Source organism: Leptolinea tardivitalis, from assembly GCF_001050275.1.
Lineage (GTDB): Bacteria > Chloroflexota > Anaerolineae > Anaerolineales > Anaerolineaceae > Leptolinea > Leptolinea tardivitalis.
The window spans coordinates 1-20,463 of sequence record NZ_BBYA01000003.1; the positions used below are offsets into that span (position 1 = coordinate 1).

The following is a 20,463-nucleotide window of genomic DNA, read 5'->3' on the forward strand; positions in this document are numbered from 1 at the left end:
ACCTCCGGCGCCACCACCTATACCCCGGCAACCAACATCAGCACAGACGGGGTGTACTACTGGCGGGTGCGGGCTAAGAATGCCGCGGGTGAATTTGGCGCCTGGTCAACAGCCGGTGCCTTCACCCTGGATACCACCGCTCCGGCGGCTCCGGTACTGGCTCAACCGTTGGATGCTGCTACACCTGTTGGTATCCCCACCTTCACCTGGGCAGCTTCCGTGGGAGCGAACGCCTATCAATTTGAAATCGATGATAATAATGACTTCTTGAGTACGTTGTATACATCCCCCGATGGAAGTATAGACCATCCGGGTACTCCCCTGGCTGTGTTGGGCTACAAACCAACGGGTCTGACATACGGCACACCCTATTACTGGCGTGTACGCGCCCGCGATGCCGCCGGCAACTGGAGCGGTTGGTCAGCCTACCGTACAGTTACTGTTCAGGCATCCCTGCCAACTGCACCGGTTTTGGTTAGCCCTGCATTAAATACTTTGACCAATGTCACTACACCGACATTCACATGGAAGGCGGTCTTAACAGCCAACAAGTATCAGATACAGGTCGACGATCTTTCAACATTTGCCAGTCCGGCGTTGGATGTGTCTGATATTTTAGGAACAGCCACCACCTATACGCCAACCTCCCCAATAACACCAGATGCCAAATATTACTGGCGTATGCGAGCTCTGAATAGTACCGGCGGTCTTGGTCCGTGGTCATCGGTATCCTATTTCACATTAGATTCAACGGCTCCGGCTGTTCCAACATTGTTGGCTCCCTCAAACGGAGCTTCATTATCCACCCTCCCGACTCTTTCCTGGTCAGCTGTGACTGGAGCTACAGCGTATCAGATCCAGGTGGATAATGATAGCAATTTTGAGTCTCCTTTGTATACATCTCCTGATGGCAGTACAGACCACCCTGGCACTCCTCTGACGGTTGTTTCCTATAAATTGGCCAACATTCCTTTGGTGGCCACCTACTACTGGCATGTACGTGCTCGTGATGCCGCGGGAAATTGGAGCGCTTATTCAGCTTATTACACCTTTGTTATCGATCTCGATTCTGATGGTGATAAACTTCCAGATGCGTGGGAAATTTATGGATATGATGCGGATGGTGATGGCATTATAGATGTCAACCTCCCTGCACTTGGTGCTAATCCCAAACATAAAGACATCTTTATAGAGATGGATTACATGGTCAAACCCGGCGTAGGTGACCTTGGTCCGGATGCTACAGTAATAAATAATATTGTGGCGGTTTTCAATGCGGCTCCTGTGACCAATCCTGATGGAACCACCGGCATCCACATCCATCTGGAAAAGGATGATCAGGTACCCTATGATGCGGACCTTAATCCAGTCTGGACAGATTTTGACGCCATCAAATCCAGCTACTTCGATCCCAAACGTACCGCTACTCACCACTACATGATCTGGGCGGATGGATATGGGGGTGACACCTCCAGTGGGATCTCCCGCGGGATCAATGCTTCTGATTTTATTGTGTCTTTGGGAAAATGGAATAATGGCGCTGGTGGAACTAATTATGAAAAACTGGGTACTTTTATCCACGAATTGGGGCATAATCTGAACCTGACTCATGGTGGATCAGATCATGAAAACTACAAACCCAATTACCTGAGCGTGATGAACTATGCTTATCAAACCTGGGGTTTGTTGCGCAATGGCCACTGGGGAGATGAAGGGTATCCATTGAACTTTGATTATCAACGTATCAATGTGGTTAATTTGAATGAAAAGAACCTGAATGAAACCACAGGCCTTTATGGTGCCGATGATGTCAGTAACTATGGAGTCCTGTATGTCTATGCAGGTGACTTGTACTATTCAAATTCTTCTAAAAATATAGATTGGAATTGTAATTCTAATCTGGAAACCAGTGTCAAAGCAGACATCAACGGTTCAGGAACTTACGGTACCCTGGTGAGTCAGAATAACTGGCAGAATATATCCTTCAATGGCGGTGGTGTCATTGGTTCCGGTTTGTCGCTGAGTGAACTTCAGGAATTAATTCAGGCCAATCCTCCATTAATTAAGGAACTCACCTGGGATGAGATGAAAACTCTGAAAAGGGTAAATCCCACGAACAAATAATTGAAGATTTTTATGAAGGTCGCTGAAATGACCTTTATAAAAAGGATTGAAATGAGAGAAAGGCATGAATGTATTCATGCCTTTCTAATTTCCAATTCTGATATTTTTAGAAAAATGTTGGTACAACCTGTTTTTTATTTGAAGAACCTTAAAAAAAAAGGGGAGTCAGAAGTATCCTGGGGAGTGTAGCAATCTGATAGTTTTCGGATTGCCATTTCTACTCTTACCTTGTTATTCACATAACAACTCAAAAAAGTACGGTACATTTCTTACGGTACAATTTACTCTACCTATGCCAAAACCTTCCACGCAATTCGTCTGTCAGCAATGCGGACGCACGTCGCCCGTATCCTTTGGCCGTTGCCCCTCCTGTAATGCCTGGGGGAGCATGGTCGAAGAACCGTTGGAAATGCCCGCCACATCGGTTCCTCGTCATAAGGGTGTTCCGGCGTCTCATCCGGTTCGTCTCGACGAGATCAGCGGTGATGCAGAAGAACGCCTGAATACGCCTATCTCTGAATTTGCCCGCGTTCTGGGCGGCGGTGTGGTTCCCGGTTCGATCGTTCTGGTAGGCGGCGACCCCGGCATCGGCAAGTCAACACTGCTGCTCCAGCTGGCCATGGAGATGACCTCGTCTGCCTACGGCAGTCACCCGGTGTTGTATGTATCCGGTGAAGAATCGGAACGCCAGATCAAGATGCGCGCCGTCCGGCTGCTTCGGATGGAAAATGGCGAACCACTCACAGAATTACCCAAAAACCTTCTACTGGTCACCGAGACCAATCTGGATACCATCATGGAGCACATCCAGCAGGTCAAACCAGAATTGGTGATCATTGATTCCATTCAGACGATCACCCTGTCAGAATTCAGCTCATCGGCCGGATCCGTCTCACAGGTACGGGAAACCGCTTCCCGGCTGCGCGAATTGGCTAAATCCAGCGGAATTGCTGTTTTCGTCATCGGTCATGTCACCAAAGAAGGTGTGATTGCCGGTCCGCGTGTTCTCGAACATATAGTGGATACCGTCCTTTATCTGGAAGGTGACCGGTACCAGTCGTACCGGTTGCTGCGTTCGGTAAAAAATCGGTTCGGAGCCACATCTGAGGTGGGTGTTTTTGAAATGCGCGATCGCGGCATGGTGGAAGTGATCAATCCATCTGAGGCATTTCTGGCCGAGAGATTGGTCAATACCCCGGGGTCAGCCATTGCCGTCACCATGGAAGGGACGCGTCCTCTGCTGGTTGAAATTCAGGGTCTGACGACCCGAACAAACTATGGAAATCCGCGCAGAACAGCCAACGGACTGGATATCAACCGTGTTCTGCTTAACGCGGCAGTTCTCACCCGTCGTGCGGGCATCAATCTGACGGAACAGGATGTATTTGCCAATGTGGTCGGCGGGCTGATGGTGGAAGAACCGGCCGCCGATCTGGCTATGTCAGTGGCTATTGCCTCCTCTTTGAGGGATATGCCGGTACGGGCAGATATGGTATTAATCGGAGAAATCGGTCTCTCCGGCGAGCTACGCTGGGTCAGCCAGATGATCCCGCGGTTGAGGGAAGCTTCAAAACTTGGTTTCAAGGCAGCGGTCATCCCGCGCAGAACCTCACATGCCGAAGCCCTTCCTTCAGGGATAGAAATAATGGAAGCCCGATCTCTGCAGGAAGCCCTGCGTCTTTCACTGATAGATCATGAATCATCGCATCCGAAAGGAAAGTGACTATGAATCCTCTTCAAGTGATCCGTATTCATCATGCCATTGAACATGCTTCTTTGAGCATTTTGCATTCTAAATTTCCAACATTGCATCTGGCCGGTTATTCAGACCCTCTGGGATTTATTGTGGTTGGCGATGTTGAAACTGATAAACTGCTGGCTGCGGTCAATGAGGGTATTGCCCGTTTGCAGGCCGGAGAAAAAGCGCTGGCGGTGCATCCGAATTGCGGCACCAATTTTGCCGCCGCTGGTCTGGTTGCCGGTACGCTTGGTTGGCTGGCTATGCTGGGCAGTCGTTCTTTCAAGAAAGAGCTTGACCGCTGGCCTTTTGTGGTTTCTCTTGTGACCCTGGGTATGATAATCTCTCAGCCGCTGGGTCCTTTCTTGCAGGCTAATTTCACCACAGATGCCAATATTGGCGCCATCAGGGTAAAGGAAATTATTATTTCCAAACGCGGGACGGTAAAAACCCACCGCTTTAAACTGGGATATTAACCGGAGTTATGGCTGATCAAACGATATTCATTTTGCACGGAGATGATCCCGCGGGGTTGACAGAACGCCTCCAGGCTCTTTGTTCATCACTGGGCGATCCCACCATGGCAGATCTGAACCTGACCCAGTTGGACGGCCGTGTATGCACTGAAAATGATATCCGGAATGCAGCCATGGCAATCCCTTTTCTGGCTGACCACCGTGTAGTGGTCGTTCAGAATGCCCTGGCAAAAGTCAATACCGATAATCAGCGTCAACGCTTCCTGACCATGTTGGAAGAGGTGCCTTCTACGACACAACTGGTTCTGGTGATAACAGACGAGTCGGCATGGAAACGAAATCCACAGGGACGCTGGGAGCGGTCCTGGAAAGTGCTTGGTTCAACCCACTGGCTGATGAAATGGGTAAAAGATCATACCTCTCAGGCAACTGAAGAAGGTTTCCATTTGCCAGATCAAAAAGAGATGCCGGCATGGATTATAGAAGAGGCGAAAAAACAGGGTGGACAGTTTTCACCGCAGGCGTCATCAATGTTGGCCGAGTTCACTGGAAGCGATACCCAGATCGCCCGACAGGAAATTGCCAAGCTGCTCACCTATGTCAATTTTGAACGCCCGGTGACGGATGAAGATGTCAGCCAGGTTTCCATTTCATTGAATCAATCGAGCGTATTCCAGTTCGCGGATGATGTGGTGAATGGTCAACGCGCACAGGCCTTATATCAATTGCGACAGCTTCTTGAAACAGATGACCCCATCATGGTTTTTGGGAGTCTGGTCAGCCATTTCAGGCGGTTGGTACTGGTCAAAGAAGCGATTCAACGCGGTGGGAATGCAGAATCCATTGCCAGAGATTTTGGTCTGTTTGGCAAAAGCGCGGAAAAAACGGTGCAGCAATGCCGCCGCTTCAGTACAGAAGAGTTGAAAAAAGCCTTCCTGCGTCTGGCTGATCTTGATTTTGAAATCAAGAACGGTATTACTCCGGCTGACCTGGCTCTGGAAACTTTCTTGTTGGAATTAAAACCCACTAAAATTTAAGGATGGTTTCGCGGATTTCACCCCATCGAAGGGCATCTTCAATACCTTTCTCGATGGGAAGTTCCGTCTTCCACTTCAACAAACGCCAGGCTTTATCGGCATTGGTATAAGAACCAGCCACATCACCCGGCCGCGGCCCTGTCTCACGTTTGTGGATGGTTTTCCCGTAAACTTTCTCAAAAGCCGCCACCAGTTCTTTTACGGTTACGCCGTTGCCTGTGCCCAGGTTGATTACCAGATAGTTGTCATCTGGATTGCCCGCCCGCTCAAAAACACCGTCAAAATCAGTGATGGCATTTACATGGGCCCGGGCCAGATCCCACACATGTATATAATCGCGGATGCCTGATCCATCGCGGGTCGGCCAGTCTACACCGGTGATATCAAAGGTGGATTGCTTTCCAAGGGCGGTATCCACAAGTTTACCCAGTACATGCGACGGATTCTTCACATGGATACCAGAGCGCATCTTCGGGTCTGCCCCGATTGGATTAAAGTACCGCAGAGCAATGCCTTTCATTCCATAGGCTGTGCAAAAGTCTTTCAGGATCATTTCCATCATGTATTTTGTGCGGGCATATGGACTGGTCGGTTTGAGCGGCGATTCTTCGTTGACCATGAAATTCGGAACAACATCGTAAATGGAGGCGGAGGAACTGAACACCAATTTCGGGCAGCCCAGGTCAACCAGGGACTTGAACAACTCCAGGCTTTTAGCTACATTATCGGTGTAGTATTCGTACGGCTGGCTGACAGATTCTGGAACAACGATCAGAGCCGCACAGTGGACTGTGGCCTTAATATCCGGGTGTTCACGGAAAATGGTTTCCAGCGCTGATCGATCAGCAATATCAGCTTTATAGAAAATTCGATTACGGGTGAATTCTTCGCGCCCTGTAATCAATGAATCGAGAATTACCGGGGTGTGCCCGTTATCTTCGAGTGCGGAACAAATCGTACTTCCTATGTAACCGGCACCACCAGTGATAAGAAATTTCATTCTTCTTCCTCTTGGATGCTGTAATAAAAAGATTATAACCTCTCCCTGATTTTGTAATATCAGACCACTGAGAAAAATATAGTATCCACAGGTATTGCGTGTAAAATGAACCAGGAAAATTAATCAATGAGGTCTTCAACATGTATATTGCCATCGAAGGTGTGATTGGTGTAGGAAAAACAACATTAGCCCGTTTACTGCAGCCATCGTTTAAAGCAGGTTTGCTTCTTGAAGTTTTTGAAGAGAATCCATTCCTGAGCGATTTTTACAGTGATCGGGCGCGGTATGCGTTTCAGACACAGATTTTTTTCCTGCTTAGCCGGTACAGGCAACAAAACAACAATGTTCCCCGTCTGTTGATGGAAAATGAAAACCTGATCAGTGACTATACTTTTGAAAAAGATTCCATTTTTGCCCGGATCAATTTACAGGGTGATGAGCTCGATATGTATCACCGCGTGCACGAAGCCCTGGCAGAAAAAGTTCCCACACCTGACCTGCTCGTCTATTTACGGGCTAATATTGATACTATCATGCAGCGGATTGCCCTGCGCGACAGGTCATATGAACGTCAAATTGAACGAGCCTATCTTCAACAATTATCGGATGCCTATGAAGAGTTCCTTTCCCATTCATCCAGGCTGCCGTTTCCAACTCTGATAATTGATACCGATGAGATTGATTATGTACGGTCAGCCGACGAATTGAAATCCATAGATAACCGCATCCGGCAGGCTCTTCAACTCAGTCCTTTCCAACCAACCCTGCCGATTTCTTGATTACGGTATCCGTTTGTTATAATCTTTCCATCAGAAGGAAGGGAAGATGCGGATAACAAAAGAATCAATGTTACGCCTGGCGCGCGATACTGCAGCCATCAGTGCCAATCAGGATCGCAGTATCATCTGCATCTACCTTACCGGCTCTCTTCTCACTGAAGATCCGTTTATCGGCGGTACGACAGATATTGACCTTTTCTTTGTCCATACACAGGAACAGGACAAAAAAAGAGAAATTCGGTATTTAAGTGATGATGTCAGCCTGGATATTGCTCATATCGATCAAAAACGCTTTCAGCAACCCAGGCATTTGCGGGCAGATGCCTGGCTGGGACCATTTCTCTGTGCCAAACCCAGGGTTCTTCTTGATTCGCAGCACTGGTTTGAATTCACTGAAGCCAGTGTAGCCGCCCAGTTTTACCGCCCGGAATATATACTGGAACGAGCACGTCCCCTGGCTGCCGCCGCCCGCCAGACCTGGATGGAATTTCATCTTTCCCAACCAGACGTAACTGCAAACACAATACTCCGTTATCTCAATACGATTGAAAATGCTGGCAATGCACTGGCATTGTTATCTGGTCCGCCGCTTACAGAACGCCGGTTTTTATTGGATTTACCTGCCCGGCTTAATACATCAGGAGTGGAAACACTTATCAGTTCTTTTAACTCCTTTCTTCTTCCATCCGACATAACGGATATTGAATGGACGGAATGGATCACTCGTTGGGAATCATCATTAAGAGAAGCTGCCCGTTCTACTGACTGTCATCCCAAGTTATCGGGTGTTCGGAGAAATTATTACACCCACGCAGTCAACGCGTTATCAGATGAACACCAACCGGCAGCCGCGTGGATATTAATGCGCACCTGGTCACAGATTGCCGCTCTATTAAACGAAAAATCTTCTGAAATGGCAGCATGGAAAGAAGCCTGCGGCTTTTTCCTACAAGTCAAAGATTCCTTTGAACCGATCTGGGGGACATTGGACAGCCTGCTTGATTCAGTTGAAGAGACACTGGATATATTTGCAAAAGATAACGGTCTGGTGGAATAACTAAATAAAACTGTGGATAAATCCAAAAAATCTGTGGATAACTCGGGTTTTCTGTGGATAACTCGGGTATTTCAAACGGTTTATCTGTGGATTGAATCAGACAGACAAAGGAATTCATCCACGATAAAAATGGATTTTTTCATCATGGCAGCATAAATTAATCATATGTGGAGGAAGTCTTGTTTTTATCCACAAGTTTGTTTTTGAACGTTAAAATTCATATATCCCGAATATGGCAAAGAAATTACCAGATACCCCCATATATCCTGTTTTATCTTCGTCATTGCATTTTATCCACATTTCCTCATTGCCTACTAAGAATACGGAATCCATATTTATAAACCAATAAAGAATAGGTTCTTGACAGAGTCTGTTGTGGAAATTTTGCGTTAAATAAATTGGCAATAACGAGAAATCTGGCGGAATCATCTCAGTAAAATGGTATGAAATTCTGTTCATTTTTGTTTGCAAAAAAAACAAAAAAACCTACTATTAAAGAAGTAACTATAAAAACCATATGAAAACAAAAAGAAGTTGATCTCATGATTACTTCATCTCACCGACGATTTAATCCCCTGACTCAGGATTGGGTTCTGGTATCCCCCCATCGATCCAAACGGCCATGGCTGGGACAGGTGGAAAAAAAGCCGCCTGAATTGCTGCCCGGGTATGACCCAGACTGTTATCTTTGTCCGGGCAATGAACGAGCTGGTGGTATCAGAAATGACAACTATACCGGTACGTATGTTTTCGATAATGATTTTGCCGCGTTGCTCCCTGAAGTTACCCATCAAAAGGACAGTCAGACACATCCTTTGATGAAGGCAGAAGTGGAAACAGGGATATGCCGGGTGGTATGTTTTTCTCCCAGGCACGATCTGACCCTGCCAGAATTGGAGATATCGGCCATTCAAAATGTCATTGAAACCTGGACGCGTGAATCCGTCGATCTTGCTGCTCGGGAAGATATCGCGTATGTTCAGGTTTTTGAAAATAAGGGCGCTGTAATGGGTTGTTCAAATCCCCACCCGCACAGCCAGATTTGGTCTCAATCGCGAATTCCCAATGAACCACAAAAGGAATTGATCTCTCAACAGATGTATTTCAATGAAAACCATCGTCCGATGCTGCAAGATTATCTGACGGAAGAACAACGCTTGAAAGAACGCCTGGTGACTGAAAATGACCATTTCATAGCACTGGTTCCATTCTGGGCCATCTGGCCATTTGAAATCCTCGTATCTGCAAAAAGTAATGCCTCCCGCCTGGAAGACTTAAATTCTTCACAGGTTGAAGCCCTGGCTGATATTTTAAAAAGGGTGACCATTCGATATGATAACCTTTTTGAAACCTCTTTTCCGTATTCCATGGGTTTTCACCAAGCTCCGGCGGATGGACAGCCCCACCCTGAATGGATTTTGCATGCCCACTTTTATCCTCCATTGTTGAGGTCAGCCACAGTAAAAAAATTCATGGTCGGGTATGAAATGCTAGCTATGCCGCAGCGTGATATTACACCTGAAGTGGCAGCAGCCCGGCTGCGGGAACTTTCTGAAACCATCCACTATCGATCCATATCATAAAAAGACTATTCGATACTGCGGGGTTAACCATGAATCTACAAGAGATAGTAACAGCAGAATTTGAGAAACGATTTGGTACTACTCCTGCTCATATTGCCTGTGCTCCCGGACGAGTAAATCTGTTGGGTGAACATGTGGATTACAACGATGGATTTGTGCTGCCTGCCGCGATTAATCTGGCCACTTGGATTGCCTTTACTGCTTCTGGCACGGATACCTCTACCCTGTATGCTTTTGACTTGCAGGATGAGACGGTTTTTAACCGGCAGAGTATTCTAAGTAAAACTGATATTGACGGAAAACCTCTTTCAGAATGGGCGCGATATCCGGCTGGAATGGCCTGGGCTCTTCAAGAAAAAGGATTGGCCGTAAAAGGGATGAAGGCGGTTTTTTCCTCTGATGTTCCCAGAGGTGCCAGCCTGAGTTCATCGGCTTCAGTTGAGATGACCTTTGGCACAGCCTGGAAACAGCTGGGAGGATGGTCCATTGACCCCATGCAACTGGCATTAATAGGTCAGCGGGCAGAAAACAGGTATGTGGGAATGAACTGCGGAATCATGGATCAATTCGCTTCTGCCTGTGGGAAAAAAGACCGCCTGATGCTGTTGGATTGCCGCAGCCTGGAATATCGCACTCTTCCCCTGCCGCCAGATGTGTCTATTGTGATTGCCGATACGACCGTCAGGCGCACGCTGGTTTCCAGTGCCTACAATAAACGAAGGGAATCGTGTGAAGAAGCTGTGCGATTGCTAAAGCAAAAGATACCTTCATTGAATTCGCTCCGAGATATCAGTGTGAATGATTTTGAAACATTTGCAGACATATTGCCGGAAGAGACAGCAATGCGTGCACGGCATGTTGTCAATGAGATTGAACGGACATCGAAAGCGATTCCGTTGCTCGAATCAGGTGATATTGTGGCGTTTGGGAAGTTGATGAATGAATGCCATGCCTCGTTGAGGGATTTGTATGGTGTTTCCGGTCCAGAATTGGACCTGATGGCCCGGCTGGCACAACCCATCAAAGGCTGTTATGGTGCCCGTCAAACCGGCGGCGGATTTGCCGGCTGTACAGTCAACCTGGTGAAGAAGGATATGACGGAAGAGTTTTCTAAAACACTGGCCAGTCAATATGAAAAGGAAACAAATCTGCATCCGGCTGTGTATATCTGTGAAGCCTCAGAAGGTGCCAGAGTTCTGATTTAAGGAAAAAATGTCAATTTTCCGGCTAAACTGCAGGAGATTTCACCATCAATTTTCCTAATAAAACGAATTTTTTGTGCATTAATCATAATTTGCCGCTTGTATAACGAGATGGTTTTCTGTATTATTCATTAAGACAATATTAATAAGCCCCCTATTACTAGAGTATTTATCCAAACAATCTATACGAGTAAACCAGGAGGAAGTACGATGGATGTCATCAAAGTGAAAGCTACCTCCCGCACTGCCGCCGTCGCAGGGGCGATTGCCGGGGTCATCCGCGAAAAGAAACATGCCGAAGTTCAGGCTATTGGGGCGGGTGCAGTCAACCAGGCAATAAAAGCCCTGGTTTTGGCAAAGGGATATCTGGGAGAAGAAAATATCACGATCGTCTGTATACCAGAATTCGTTGATGTTGATATTGATGGAAAAGTTCGGACGGCCATCAAACTGGTGGTTGAGCCAAGGTAAATGCTTAAAGAAATAAGACTAAAGGGTTTCAGAGGCTGAGAAAACCACTTCGTCTTTGCCTGTCAACTTTTGTTGTACCTTTTCTGCAATTAAATCCAAATGATCCGGCCTGACGACGTAATCCAGTTCGTCGGCCGGAACTGTTAATACCGGGCACAGGGTGAATGTAGAAATCCATTCTGTGTACAGGTTATTAACCTGCGCCAGGTAGGCCGGATTGATGGTCTTTTCATAATCTCGGTTGCGCAGGGCTATTCGTTTGGAGAGGGTTTCCACAGAGGCTCGTAAAAAAATCACGAGATCAGGCGGAGAAAGGAATTCAATAAGTGTCTGATACAATGACCGATAGGTTTTGTAATCGCGGTCGCTTAGATAACCCTGAATATTCAGATTGCGGGCGAAAACCTCGGCATCTTCATAGATGCTGCGGTCCTGAATGACCGATCCACTGTGATGCAGAATCTTGTGATGAATCTGGAGACGGCGCGAAAGAAAGAATACCTGCGATTGGAAACTCCACCGGCTCATGTCCTGGTAAAAATCAGCCAGATATGGATTTTCAGATTCAGGTTCATAGAATGGCTGCCAGCCTAACTTTTGACATAACATTTTCACCAGTGTGGATTTGCCAACACCGATGTTTCCGGCTACTACAATGAACTTATCCATGAACGAGCATCCTTGATGATTTGTTAAAGAATTAACCGAATTATACCTATGGGTCTGAACTGCCGGTAAAAAACAAAAGGCAGCCAAACGGCTGCCTTTTGTTTGGATTTTAGAAAAACATCCTATGCGGGATGGATGGCATCGCTCGGGCAGACATCTGCACAGGCGCCGCAATCGACGCATTTGGCTTCGTCGATGGTCATTTTGCCATCGATTTCAGAAATTGCGCTTTCCGGGCATTCGCTTTCGCAAGCGCCGCAATTGATGCAGTCATCGGTATTGATTTTATGGGCCATTCGGTTACCTTCCTTTGGGAATGCAAATTTCAAGGGTGTATTGTACTCTTATCAATTCTCTTAGTGAAGAGTATCACAACTGGATAAAGTCTGTCAATAAATTCACAATAAAATCCGTCACCGATTTTACGGGAAAAATGTCATAAATCAATGGGATCAACAATCAGCGTTGAACCAAAAAATGAGGAAATATACGGTATAGGAAGCTGCCTTGTAGTATGATTCACTCTATCCAATGAAAAATGTTGACCTGATCATCCCTGTATATAACGAAGAAGAGGTTATTGATCTCTTCCATGCTAAATTGACGGCCGCCATCAAAGATCTGCCGTATGTGTTTACCATCTGGTATGTTAATGATGGGTCACAAGATGCCACAACCCAAAAGCTGGCTGATTTGGCCAGGACGGATGCCCGAATTCAGGTGGTGGAACTGAGCCGAAATTTTGGACATCAGGCTGCTTTAACAGCCGGATTGGACCGTTCTCATGGTGATTATGCCATTTCACTTGACGGCGACGGTCAGCATCCGCCAGAATTGATTGCCGAGCTGCTCAAACTGGCAGAGAGCGGTTATGACATTATCCAGACTGAGCGTCTGGATGCAGGCGGGACATCGGCCTTTAAACGCTGGACTTCGACTTTGTTCTACCGTCTGATCAACCGAATCGGCAGCACGCACATCACCCCCGGTGCCGCAGACTTTCGCCTGCTTTCACGGCAGGTGGTGGAAGCAATCAGGGGTATGCCGGAGTATCACCGGTTTCTCCGCGGCATGGTGGCCTGGGTGGGATACAAAAGCGTGATTTTGCCGTATATGCCGCCGCCCCGCATGGCCGGCAAATCGAAGTATTCGTTGAAAAAGATGGTGAACCTGAGCATGGATGCCGTCTTCTCGTTTTCTCTGGTGCCTCTGTATATTGGCATCTCACTGGGACTGCTGATGCTCCTGCTCGCTCTGGTTGAAATGATCTATGTGCTCAGCTTCTGGGTGACGGGAAATATCAGCAACCTGGCGCCGGGCTGGAGCTCGTTGATGTTCATCATTCTGCTGGTGGGCGGATTCTTAATGATCTCCATCGGCGTGATTGGTGTGTATATCGGTTATATCTTCCAGGAAGTCAAGGGGCGGCCGGTTTACCTGGTGCGCGAACCTGCGGAAAATGACGATAAAGGTTCCACCGCGGATTAAGAAATCCATAGACAGTCTGCACTTCTCCCCCTGGATGGCTCCTTTAGGCCTTCTGGTGGTCTGTCTGGCTGCCTACGGTCTGTTATTTCCCTTCCTTGGCTGGTACTGGGACGAGTGGCCGATTACCTGGATCGCCTACAAACTGGGTCCGGATGGATTGGCGCATTATTTTGAAACCAACCGCCCCTACTGGGGCTTGATTTACCGTTTCACCACAACTATTCTGGGGGCTGTGCCGTGGTACTGGCAGCTCTTCGGCCTGTTCTGGCGCTGGCTGGGGGCGGTGCTGGTGTGGGAGATCGTCCGCACCACCTGGAAGCGCTGTGAATTCATGGCGCTTGCGGCCGGTCTATCCTTTGCCCTGTGGCCTTCGTTCACCCAGCAGTCCATTGCCATGATGTACGGACACTTCTTTATCGTGTTCGACTGTTTCCTGGCATCCCTGTGGTTCAACCTGAAAGCGTTGGACAACCCCCGCAAGGCTGTTTGGTGGCTTCAGGCCGCACTCCCGCCGGCAGCACTCAACCTGATGGCCATGGAGTATTTTTTCCTTTTGGAACTCCTGAGGCCGCTTTTCCTGTTTGCCGCTGTTGAAGGGGAAATATCGGTAAAAAACCGCCTCAAAAAGACGGCTCTCTACTGGCTGCCCAACCTGCTTGTGTTTGGCGCGGTGGGATACTGGCGGGCGTTCCTTTTCCCGCATCAGACGCATAATTATCAACCCGTGTTGATGGCTGAAATCAAGTCTACACCCCTGCAGGCATTGCTAAACCTTTTATCCACCGTGGTGAAAGACCTGTGGACGGTGCTGGGTGCCGCCTGGGGACAGGTTTGGCGCCTGCCGGATTCCTCCCTGTTCAGCCTGCGGACGAGTCTGGTCTACTGGGCTGGACTGGTACTGCTGGCTGTACTGGTTGGCCTGCTGGCCGGACTGGCTGGCCGGAAGGCAGGCAGATCAGAAAAGAAACGCTGGAGTTTCCTGTGGATTGCCCTGGCCGGATTGCTGGTGGCTGGCATTCCCTTCTGGGTGACCGGCCTTCCCATAGGTCTGGGTTTCCCGAATGACCGCTTCACCCTACCGTTCCTCCTGGGGGCGGCGATTCTGCTGGCCGGTCTGTTGGACCGGCTGCCCGGCAAATTTGGTCTGCGCGCCGGATTGACTGCTCTGCTGGTGGCGGCGGCTGTGGGTCTGCAGGTGCAGACCGGCTTGGCCTACCGCAAAGACTGGAACACTCAGCGCAATCTTTTTTGGCAGTTGAACTGGCGCGCCCCGGCGCTGCAGCCGGGAACGGCTGTGGTGAGCAGCAATCTGCCGCTGCGGTATTTCAGCGATAATTCCCTGGTCGCCCCGCTCAACTGGATTTACGCGCCCGATAACCATACGACCAGCATGGATTACATGTTTTATTACGCTTCGGTGCGCAAAGACCGCGCCCTGAAACTGGAACCGGGTCAGGATATTTACCAGGGATTTCTAGCGGCAGACTTCAAAGGCAGCAGCGACCGGTTGGTGATGATCGATTTCCAACCGCCCGCCTGCCTGCGCGTGCTGGACAAGGACTTTGACCCGGTCAATCCACTGCTGCCTCCGTTGATGCGCGAAGCGGCGAAAAGCAGCAATCCCGGCGTGATCGTGCCAGAGACAAACAGCGCCTTCCAGCCGCACCAACCGGATGCGGTTGTGTTTGGCCAGGAACCGGCGCACGGCTGGTGTTATTACTTTGAAAAAGCCAGTCTGCTGGCACAGCAGGGCGCCTGGCAGGCGGCTGCCGACCTGGGCGATGAGGCTTTTGCCCTGGGGGACTATCCCAACGACCCGATAGAACGGTTTGTGTTCATTGAAGCTTATGCCCGTTCCGGTAAAATGGACCGGGCCCGGGAGTTAAGCGAGGAGACATTGAAGATCACGCCGCTGGTCAAGGCGCCGCTGGATAAGCTGTGGGAACGCATTGGGAAATAGGGGATTGAGCCTGTATTGGCACTATTTGGCAGAGAAATGAAATAGGTTTCGACAACTCAATTTTTCATATTCAAAAAGGGAGGAAGAAAAATGAATAAATATATGTTTGATACAAATATATACAATCATATTCTTGATGGTTCAATTACAATAGAATCCCATAAAGGAAAAGCTGATTTCTATGCAACTCATGTTCAAATCGATGAATTGAGAAAAACAAAAGATAGTGAAAGAAAAAAAGTACTTCTAGAAATCTTTAATCAATTTGTTGAACCAACAGATTTAATTAGTACAGAAACTCCGATCTGGGATGTATCGGTATGGGATGGATGTAAATGGAACGACGATACTAGATTGTATGAATCAATAAAGACATCTTTAGACAGCTTGAATAAGAATAAATCGAACAATATTCAAGATGCTTTAATTGCGGATACAGCAATAAAAAACAATATTATTCTGGTAACCCATGATAGCAACCTCTATATGGTGGCAACAAAACACAAATGCCTTTGTGTGAACCTATTTATGGTTCTAAAAGATATTGAGTAACGAATCTTCCCTTTACTTTTCTACCTATGTAAAAAGTTGTAGATACTGTCTTTAAAATCAAGGGGTAAGTGCTGGAATCTGAAGCTATAGGGTGGGATCGCTTTTGATCCCACCATGACCTATTTTTCCCCCGATCTTCATCCACAACAAGCACCCTTACCATACCTTCGCGAAATTTCATATTTATTCAAGAAATCGATAAGTTGCAATGATTTCAAATGCGCGGTATGAATGGACACCGATTCCGGCAATATTGTGCATTCGCGACCATGCGGGTTTGAAAGAAAATTCAAAGGTACTGAAGGTAAGAAGAATAACCCACCCGGTGATAATGCCCTCTTATAATTCGGTAGGGTCAATTGTGACGTCAGCTCGTGGTGGGATCAAAGGCGATCCCACCCTATCGCTAGGATACTTCTGACTCACCTCTTTTGTTAAGGTTCTTCAATTTACAGAAAATATGTTACACCAACTCCTTATGCCAACTTTAGATGATAAAATAATGATTAGATAATGGGGGACTAATGAAAGAATTAGATGTAATGTTGATGTTTAAAGAAGAATTTTATAACGAATGTTCATCTCCGATGTTGCTCATTCCATTCAATTCTATTGAATTAATGCAATTTACACAAAATAAAGAAATTCCCATGTCAGTTATTGCTGATAATTTGCAGCAAATGGTAGATGAGCATCCAGAAAAATTCGGCTTATATAAACGACTAATCATTCATACCTGCAAGATTGCCGGCATAGAATCTTATAAACAAAAGAAATTTTTTGTTTCCAATCAATATTTTCTCTCTGCCGCTGCTATTGATCCCGAAAATGTGGAAGTCCGAAAATATCTAGCCCGGAGCTTTCACCTTATTAAAAAATATCATGAAGCTATTGATAGTTATATGTTTGTTATTAAAAATGGGGGTTCAGATATTCCTACCTGGGTTTATTTCATTGAATGTCTGTATATTATTGGCGAAGTTAATCATGCTCAAGGGTTAACCCAATCGCTTTTGAAAAATGTAAAGCGAGATGGTGTTGGTGCAAAATTGATGTTCGGCGTCACGGCAACACGTTTATTAGCTGAGGATAAAGCCCCGGAAGAAGTAAGGAATTTGTTTAAACCTTTCTTTTCTCCAGATGAATAAAAAGATATAGGCTGGATGACTTGATTCTCCTCAATATGTGATAAAAAGTAGTATCCCATCCTTACCTTCGCAAAATTTAAGATGTATTCCGGAAATCAACAAGACGCAATGGGCTCAAATGCGTGGCGCGAATGGAAGCCGGTTCCGGCATTATGGAGCATTCCCGACCTTGCGGGTTTGAAAGAAAATTCAAAGGTCATGAAGGTAAAAAATTTTCCCACCCGGTGATAATGCCCTCTTATAATTCGGCAGGGTTAATTGTGAGGTCAGGTCGTGGTGAGATCAAAGGTGATCCCACCCTATTGCCAGGTTCCTGGTGCGAGTCCATGTTAATGATAGAAGAAATACCAACTTGTTTAGTACATTCGCATTTCAACGCAACTACAGTTAATCCTTCAATAATTATTGGATAGAATCAATTTTTAGTGCTAACCAACGACTAAACTCGGTAGCACCTTTTTCATTTAGGTGGGAATAATCTAACCAACCATTTTGCGAGACAATATCAGCAACATCTGGTTGTGATCTGATAAACGGAATATTTTCATCTGCTAATATTGATTCAATCGGTCTAATAAACAATTCCTCGTACCCTTTCTCACCCTGTGGTACATAATATGGCAAGAAATTTGGGTGAACAGGAATTTCAAAGACAATGATCTTTATTCCTTGTTTTTGGAATTCACCGAATTCCTTTAGCCCAGAGATATCAGGTTGATAAAGCGAATAGTCTGGCAACTCAACAGATCGATTTGGACTCACCCGGTATACTGAATTTTCGTTTTGACGAATTTGTTGTCCATAATTATTAATTAGGAGATTTAAATTGTGAGTTTCATTCTGGTAATTTGTATCCCGGTATTTACCAAGTGCAATAAAGTATCTATATACAATTGATTGATCTATGATTTGACCTTCAAACGAAGGGTATCCAGTTATATAGTTTAACCATGGAATATTATTTATCTTACGAGTTAAATAAGGTTTGCCAGCAAAATCAATTGCACTAATCCCCAAAATGATAGTTTTTATGCCATATTTATTAATGAAAGCCTTTGCAATAATTGAGGAAGTCTCGGGCATCACAGCTTCCAAAGCGAAATTGAAACAATTTGGTCGTTTTATATTTGTTTGTAATTGAAATGTATTGATTTCTGATGGAGAGATTCCATAATCAACCATCGAAGTTCCTAAAAAAATACAATCAAAGTTATTTACTTTATTTTGGAATTCAAATTCTTGATACTTAACATCCATTTCTGGGTAGTTTATTTTCTGATCAAGGGTCGATGGTGGCAGATTAGCCTGCAAATTTGTATATCTTAATAGGATTTCTAAAATAAAAAGAACTACTGGAAAAAGTACAATGCAATAAATAAGTAAAACCCCGAAGGGTAACTTGATTTTCAGGGTGTCAAATCGAAAAATGTCTGGAAGTTTCATAAGTTGATGATCTATTAAAAACCTTGATAAACAAATTGTTCTGATACTGAGCCTGTTGTCCACATTGCAGCAATTGCGATACTCATTAATACAATGACAATAACTCCTGCTTTTCCCAGGGTTGGCCATGTTTTGAAGAATACATTTTCTTCAAATTTACTCTGCAAAAAATCCAGAACAAATGATGCAATTGGTAACGCAAAAAATACAAAGGGGAAATCTCCACTAATTGGTTGCCTGGTTCCTTTTATTAAGACTTTCCAAAATGCAAAAGTTATTGGAAGAGATTTCGATGCAAAGAGAACAAAAAGAAAATTCGTAATGGTAAAAACCACTATTATCCGAAAAAGCTTTGTGAAACTTTGTTGTTTTTGAGGATTTAATGATGGCCATTTCCGGAAAATGATATGTTCTGACGATAAAATTATTCCATAAAGGAATCCCCATAGGATCATGGCAGGAAACAACCCGTGCCATAAACCTGACACAAGCATAGTAATTATTGGTGGAATACAAATATTGATGATATTAGGATTATTATTATTTCTTCGTAATAGTCTACGAGTAAGGGGATAATAAATGTAATCTCTTAACCAATTTGATAAACTTATATGCCAACGATTCCAGAAATCGATAAAAGTGCTTGCAAAAAATGGCTGCTTGAAATTCTCTGAAATATTTATACCAAACAACGTGCTTATTCCTCGCACGATATTGGAATACCCAGCAAAATCGTTATAGAGGTAAATTACATAACAAATAATTCCGAACAATCTAATATAGTATGGTAAAGGATCTTTATAGTAATAGAAAGGGAAAGAAAGCAATCCCAGATATGGTTTTGTATTCTCGACTGACGAAACCAAATAATTATTCGGTATGTTTGCCAGTAATAAACCAGCTATAACAACTTTACGAAAAACACCGATCAGGATTAATGAAAAACCGGATTCGATTTTTTCGTTGTCAACTATTCGTTGTTTTTTTAATTGAGGAAGAAAGGAACTGGCTCGTTCTATTGGACCAGCAATTAATTTTGGGAAATAGCTCATATATAAAGCAAAATCAACAAAATCATCTTCCGTTGAAGTTCGCATTCTATAGACATCAACAAGATATGATATCCCTTGAAGACAATAAAAAGAAAAACCGATTGGTAAAACAATATCTTTTAATGTGTTGATACGAATCAAAGATACTAAAGAAGGAATAAATTGAACTTCTGAATTATCGATAATTCGATACGAGAGAAGTGCAATTGTATTAATACTTATACCAATCCATAAATATAGTTTTTTTTGAGATTCTTCGCTTCTTGCAATTTTCTGAGCAATAAAAAAATTAAAAAGTGACGTTGCTAGAAGAACAACAGGAAAATACCAGTTCCAGGTAGAATAAAAAAAGTATGAGACAATAAGCAACCAAATATTTTGTGCACGTCTACTTAAAATGAAATATACAAAAATAGTAATAATGGAAAGATAAAAAAAATTCCACGAAATAATTTCCAATAGACTGTTTTCCTATTTGGGTGATATTTGAACAAAAATAAATTGTAACATAACGAAAAATGGCATATTCAAATTTTTCTTTATCTAGATTCAAGACATAGATATTACCTTACCAGACGTATTTAGCTTAATAATAAGGTGGGATCTCTTTTGATCCCACCCAATCGCTGTGGAGAGATTTCAACCTTTCATACACCTGCTCACACCCGGCTATAATGGGACATG

Annotated in this window: 18 protein-coding genes; 13 read left to right on the forward strand and 5 right to left on the reverse strand. The window is 45.2% G+C overall.

Annotation, left to right across the window (positions count from 1 at the left end):
• The 4 genes from LTAR_RS17110 to holA all read left to right on the forward strand — a co-directional run.
• On the forward strand, nucleotides 1-2,124 hold a 2,124-nt coding region (locus LTAR_RS17110), incomplete at its 5' end, for a phage tail protein (protein ID WP_062420624.1).
• A gap of 292 nt (nucleotides 2,125-2,416) precedes the next feature.
• Nucleotides 2,417-3,847 (forward strand): DNA repair protein RadA, encoded by a 1,431-nt coding sequence (gene radA / locus LTAR_RS02665; RefSeq protein WP_062420625.1) that lies wholly within the window; start codon nucleotides 2,417-2,419, stop codon nucleotides 3,845-3,847.
• Nucleotides 3,848-3,849: 2 nt separating this feature from the next.
• On the forward strand, nucleotides 3,850-4,338 hold the full coding sequence (locus LTAR_RS02670; RefSeq protein WP_062420626.1) for a DUF6391 domain-containing protein: 489 nt from the start codon (nucleotides 3,850-3,852) through the stop codon (nucleotides 4,336-4,338).
• A gap of 8 nt (nucleotides 4,339-4,346) precedes the next feature.
• On the forward strand, nucleotides 4,347-5,375 hold the full coding sequence (gene holA, locus LTAR_RS02675) for a DNA polymerase III subunit delta (RefSeq protein WP_062420627.1): 1,029 nt from the start codon (nucleotides 4,347-4,349) through the stop codon (nucleotides 5,373-5,375).
• Here holA and galE read toward each other — a convergent pair.
• Complete coding sequence (gene galE / locus LTAR_RS02680) at nucleotides 5,365-6,375, reverse strand: UDP-glucose 4-epimerase GalE (protein WP_062420628.1); 1,011 nt, start codon at nucleotides 6,373-6,375, stop codon at nucleotides 5,365-5,367. The genes holA and galE overlap by 11 nt on opposite strands.
• Nucleotides 6,376-6,515: 140 nt before the next feature.
• Between galE and LTAR_RS02685 the strand changes: the two genes are divergently transcribed.
• The 5 genes from LTAR_RS02685 (at nucleotide 6,516) to LTAR_RS02710 (ending at nucleotide 11,467) form a co-directional block, all read left to right on the forward strand.
• Nucleotides 6,516-7,154: a deoxynucleoside kinase gene (locus LTAR_RS02685; protein ID WP_062420629.1), complete on the forward strand. Its 639-nt coding sequence runs from the start codon at nucleotides 6,516-6,518 to the stop codon at nucleotides 7,152-7,154.
• 46 nt (nucleotides 7,155-7,200) lie between these two features.
• Nucleotides 7,201-8,211: a hypothetical protein gene (locus LTAR_RS02690; protein WP_062420630.1), complete on the forward strand. Its 1,011-nt coding sequence runs from the start codon at nucleotides 7,201-7,203 to the stop codon at nucleotides 8,209-8,211.
• A gap of 542 nt (nucleotides 8,212-8,753) precedes the next feature.
• On the forward strand, nucleotides 8,754-9,794 hold the full coding sequence (locus LTAR_RS02700) for a UDP-glucose--hexose-1-phosphate uridylyltransferase (protein WP_062420632.1): 1,041 nt from the start codon (nucleotides 8,754-8,756) through the stop codon (nucleotides 9,792-9,794).
• Between the two features lie 29 nt (nucleotides 9,795-9,823).
• Nucleotides 9,824-10,999 carry a galactokinase gene (gene galK / locus LTAR_RS02705; protein ID WP_062420633.1) on the forward strand — a complete coding sequence of 392 codons (1,176 nt, stop codon included), beginning with the start codon at nucleotides 9,824-9,826 and terminating at the stop codon, nucleotides 10,997-10,999.
• A gap of 207 nt (nucleotides 11,000-11,206) precedes the next feature.
• Nucleotides 11,207-11,467, forward strand: a complete 261-nt coding sequence (locus LTAR_RS02710; RefSeq protein ID WP_062420634.1) for a stage V sporulation protein S — start codon at nucleotides 11,207-11,209, stop codon at nucleotides 11,465-11,467.
• A gap of 18 nt (nucleotides 11,468-11,485) precedes the next feature.
• On the opposite strand, the gene LTAR_RS02715 is transcribed toward LTAR_RS02710, so the two are convergent.
• Together LTAR_RS02715 and fdxA are read right to left on the reverse strand one after the other, a co-directional pair.
• Nucleotides 11,486-12,136 (reverse strand): deoxynucleoside kinase, encoded by a 651-nt coding sequence (locus LTAR_RS02715; RefSeq protein WP_062420635.1) that lies wholly within the window; start codon nucleotides 12,134-12,136, stop codon nucleotides 11,486-11,488.
• A 122-nt stretch (nucleotides 12,137-12,258) separates the two neighbouring features.
• Nucleotides 12,259-12,465 (reverse strand): 4Fe-4S ferredoxin, encoded by a 207-nt coding sequence (fdxA, locus tag LTAR_RS02720; protein WP_330218559.1) that lies wholly within the window; start codon nucleotides 12,463-12,465, stop codon nucleotides 12,259-12,261.
• Between the two features lie 202 nt (nucleotides 12,466-12,667).
• On the opposite strand from fdxA, the gene LTAR_RS02725 reads away from it, so the two are divergent.
• The 4 genes from LTAR_RS02725 (at nucleotide 12,668) to LTAR_RS02740 (ending at nucleotide 17,284) form a co-directional block, all read left to right on the forward strand.
• Nucleotides 12,668-13,624 (forward strand): glycosyltransferase family 2 protein, encoded by a 957-nt coding sequence (locus LTAR_RS02725; protein WP_062420637.1) that lies wholly within the window; start codon nucleotides 12,668-12,670, stop codon nucleotides 13,622-13,624.
• Nucleotides 13,596-15,584: a hypothetical protein gene (locus LTAR_RS02730; protein WP_062531844.1), complete on the forward strand. Its 1,989-nt coding sequence runs from the start codon at nucleotides 13,596-13,598 to the stop codon at nucleotides 15,582-15,584. The genes LTAR_RS02725 and LTAR_RS02730 overlap by 29 nt, the downstream gene beginning before the upstream one ends.
• 90 nt (nucleotides 15,585-15,674) lie before the next feature.
• Nucleotides 15,675-16,136 (forward strand): PIN domain-containing protein, encoded by a 462-nt coding sequence (locus LTAR_RS02735; RefSeq protein WP_062420639.1) that lies wholly within the window; start codon nucleotides 15,675-15,677, stop codon nucleotides 16,134-16,136.
• A 524-nt stretch (nucleotides 16,137-16,660) separates the two neighbouring features.
• Nucleotides 16,661-17,284 carry a tetratricopeptide repeat protein gene (locus LTAR_RS02740; protein ID WP_062420640.1) on the forward strand — a complete coding sequence of 208 codons (624 nt, stop codon included), beginning with the start codon at nucleotides 16,661-16,663 and terminating at the stop codon, nucleotides 17,282-17,284.
• 402 nt (nucleotides 17,285-17,686) lie between these two features.
• On the opposite strand, the gene LTAR_RS02745 is transcribed toward LTAR_RS02740, so the two are convergent.
• Entirely contained in the window at nucleotides 17,687-18,727 is a 1,041-nt protein-coding gene (locus tag LTAR_RS02745) for a hypothetical protein (RefSeq protein ID WP_062420641.1), read from the reverse strand.
• 14 nt (nucleotides 18,728-18,741) lie between these two features.
• Nucleotides 18,742-20,238, reverse strand: a complete 1,497-nt coding sequence (locus LTAR_RS02750; RefSeq protein WP_062420642.1) for an MBOAT family O-acyltransferase — start codon at nucleotides 20,236-20,238, stop codon at nucleotides 18,742-18,744.
• Between the last annotated feature and the right edge of the window lie 225 nt (nucleotides 20,239-20,463).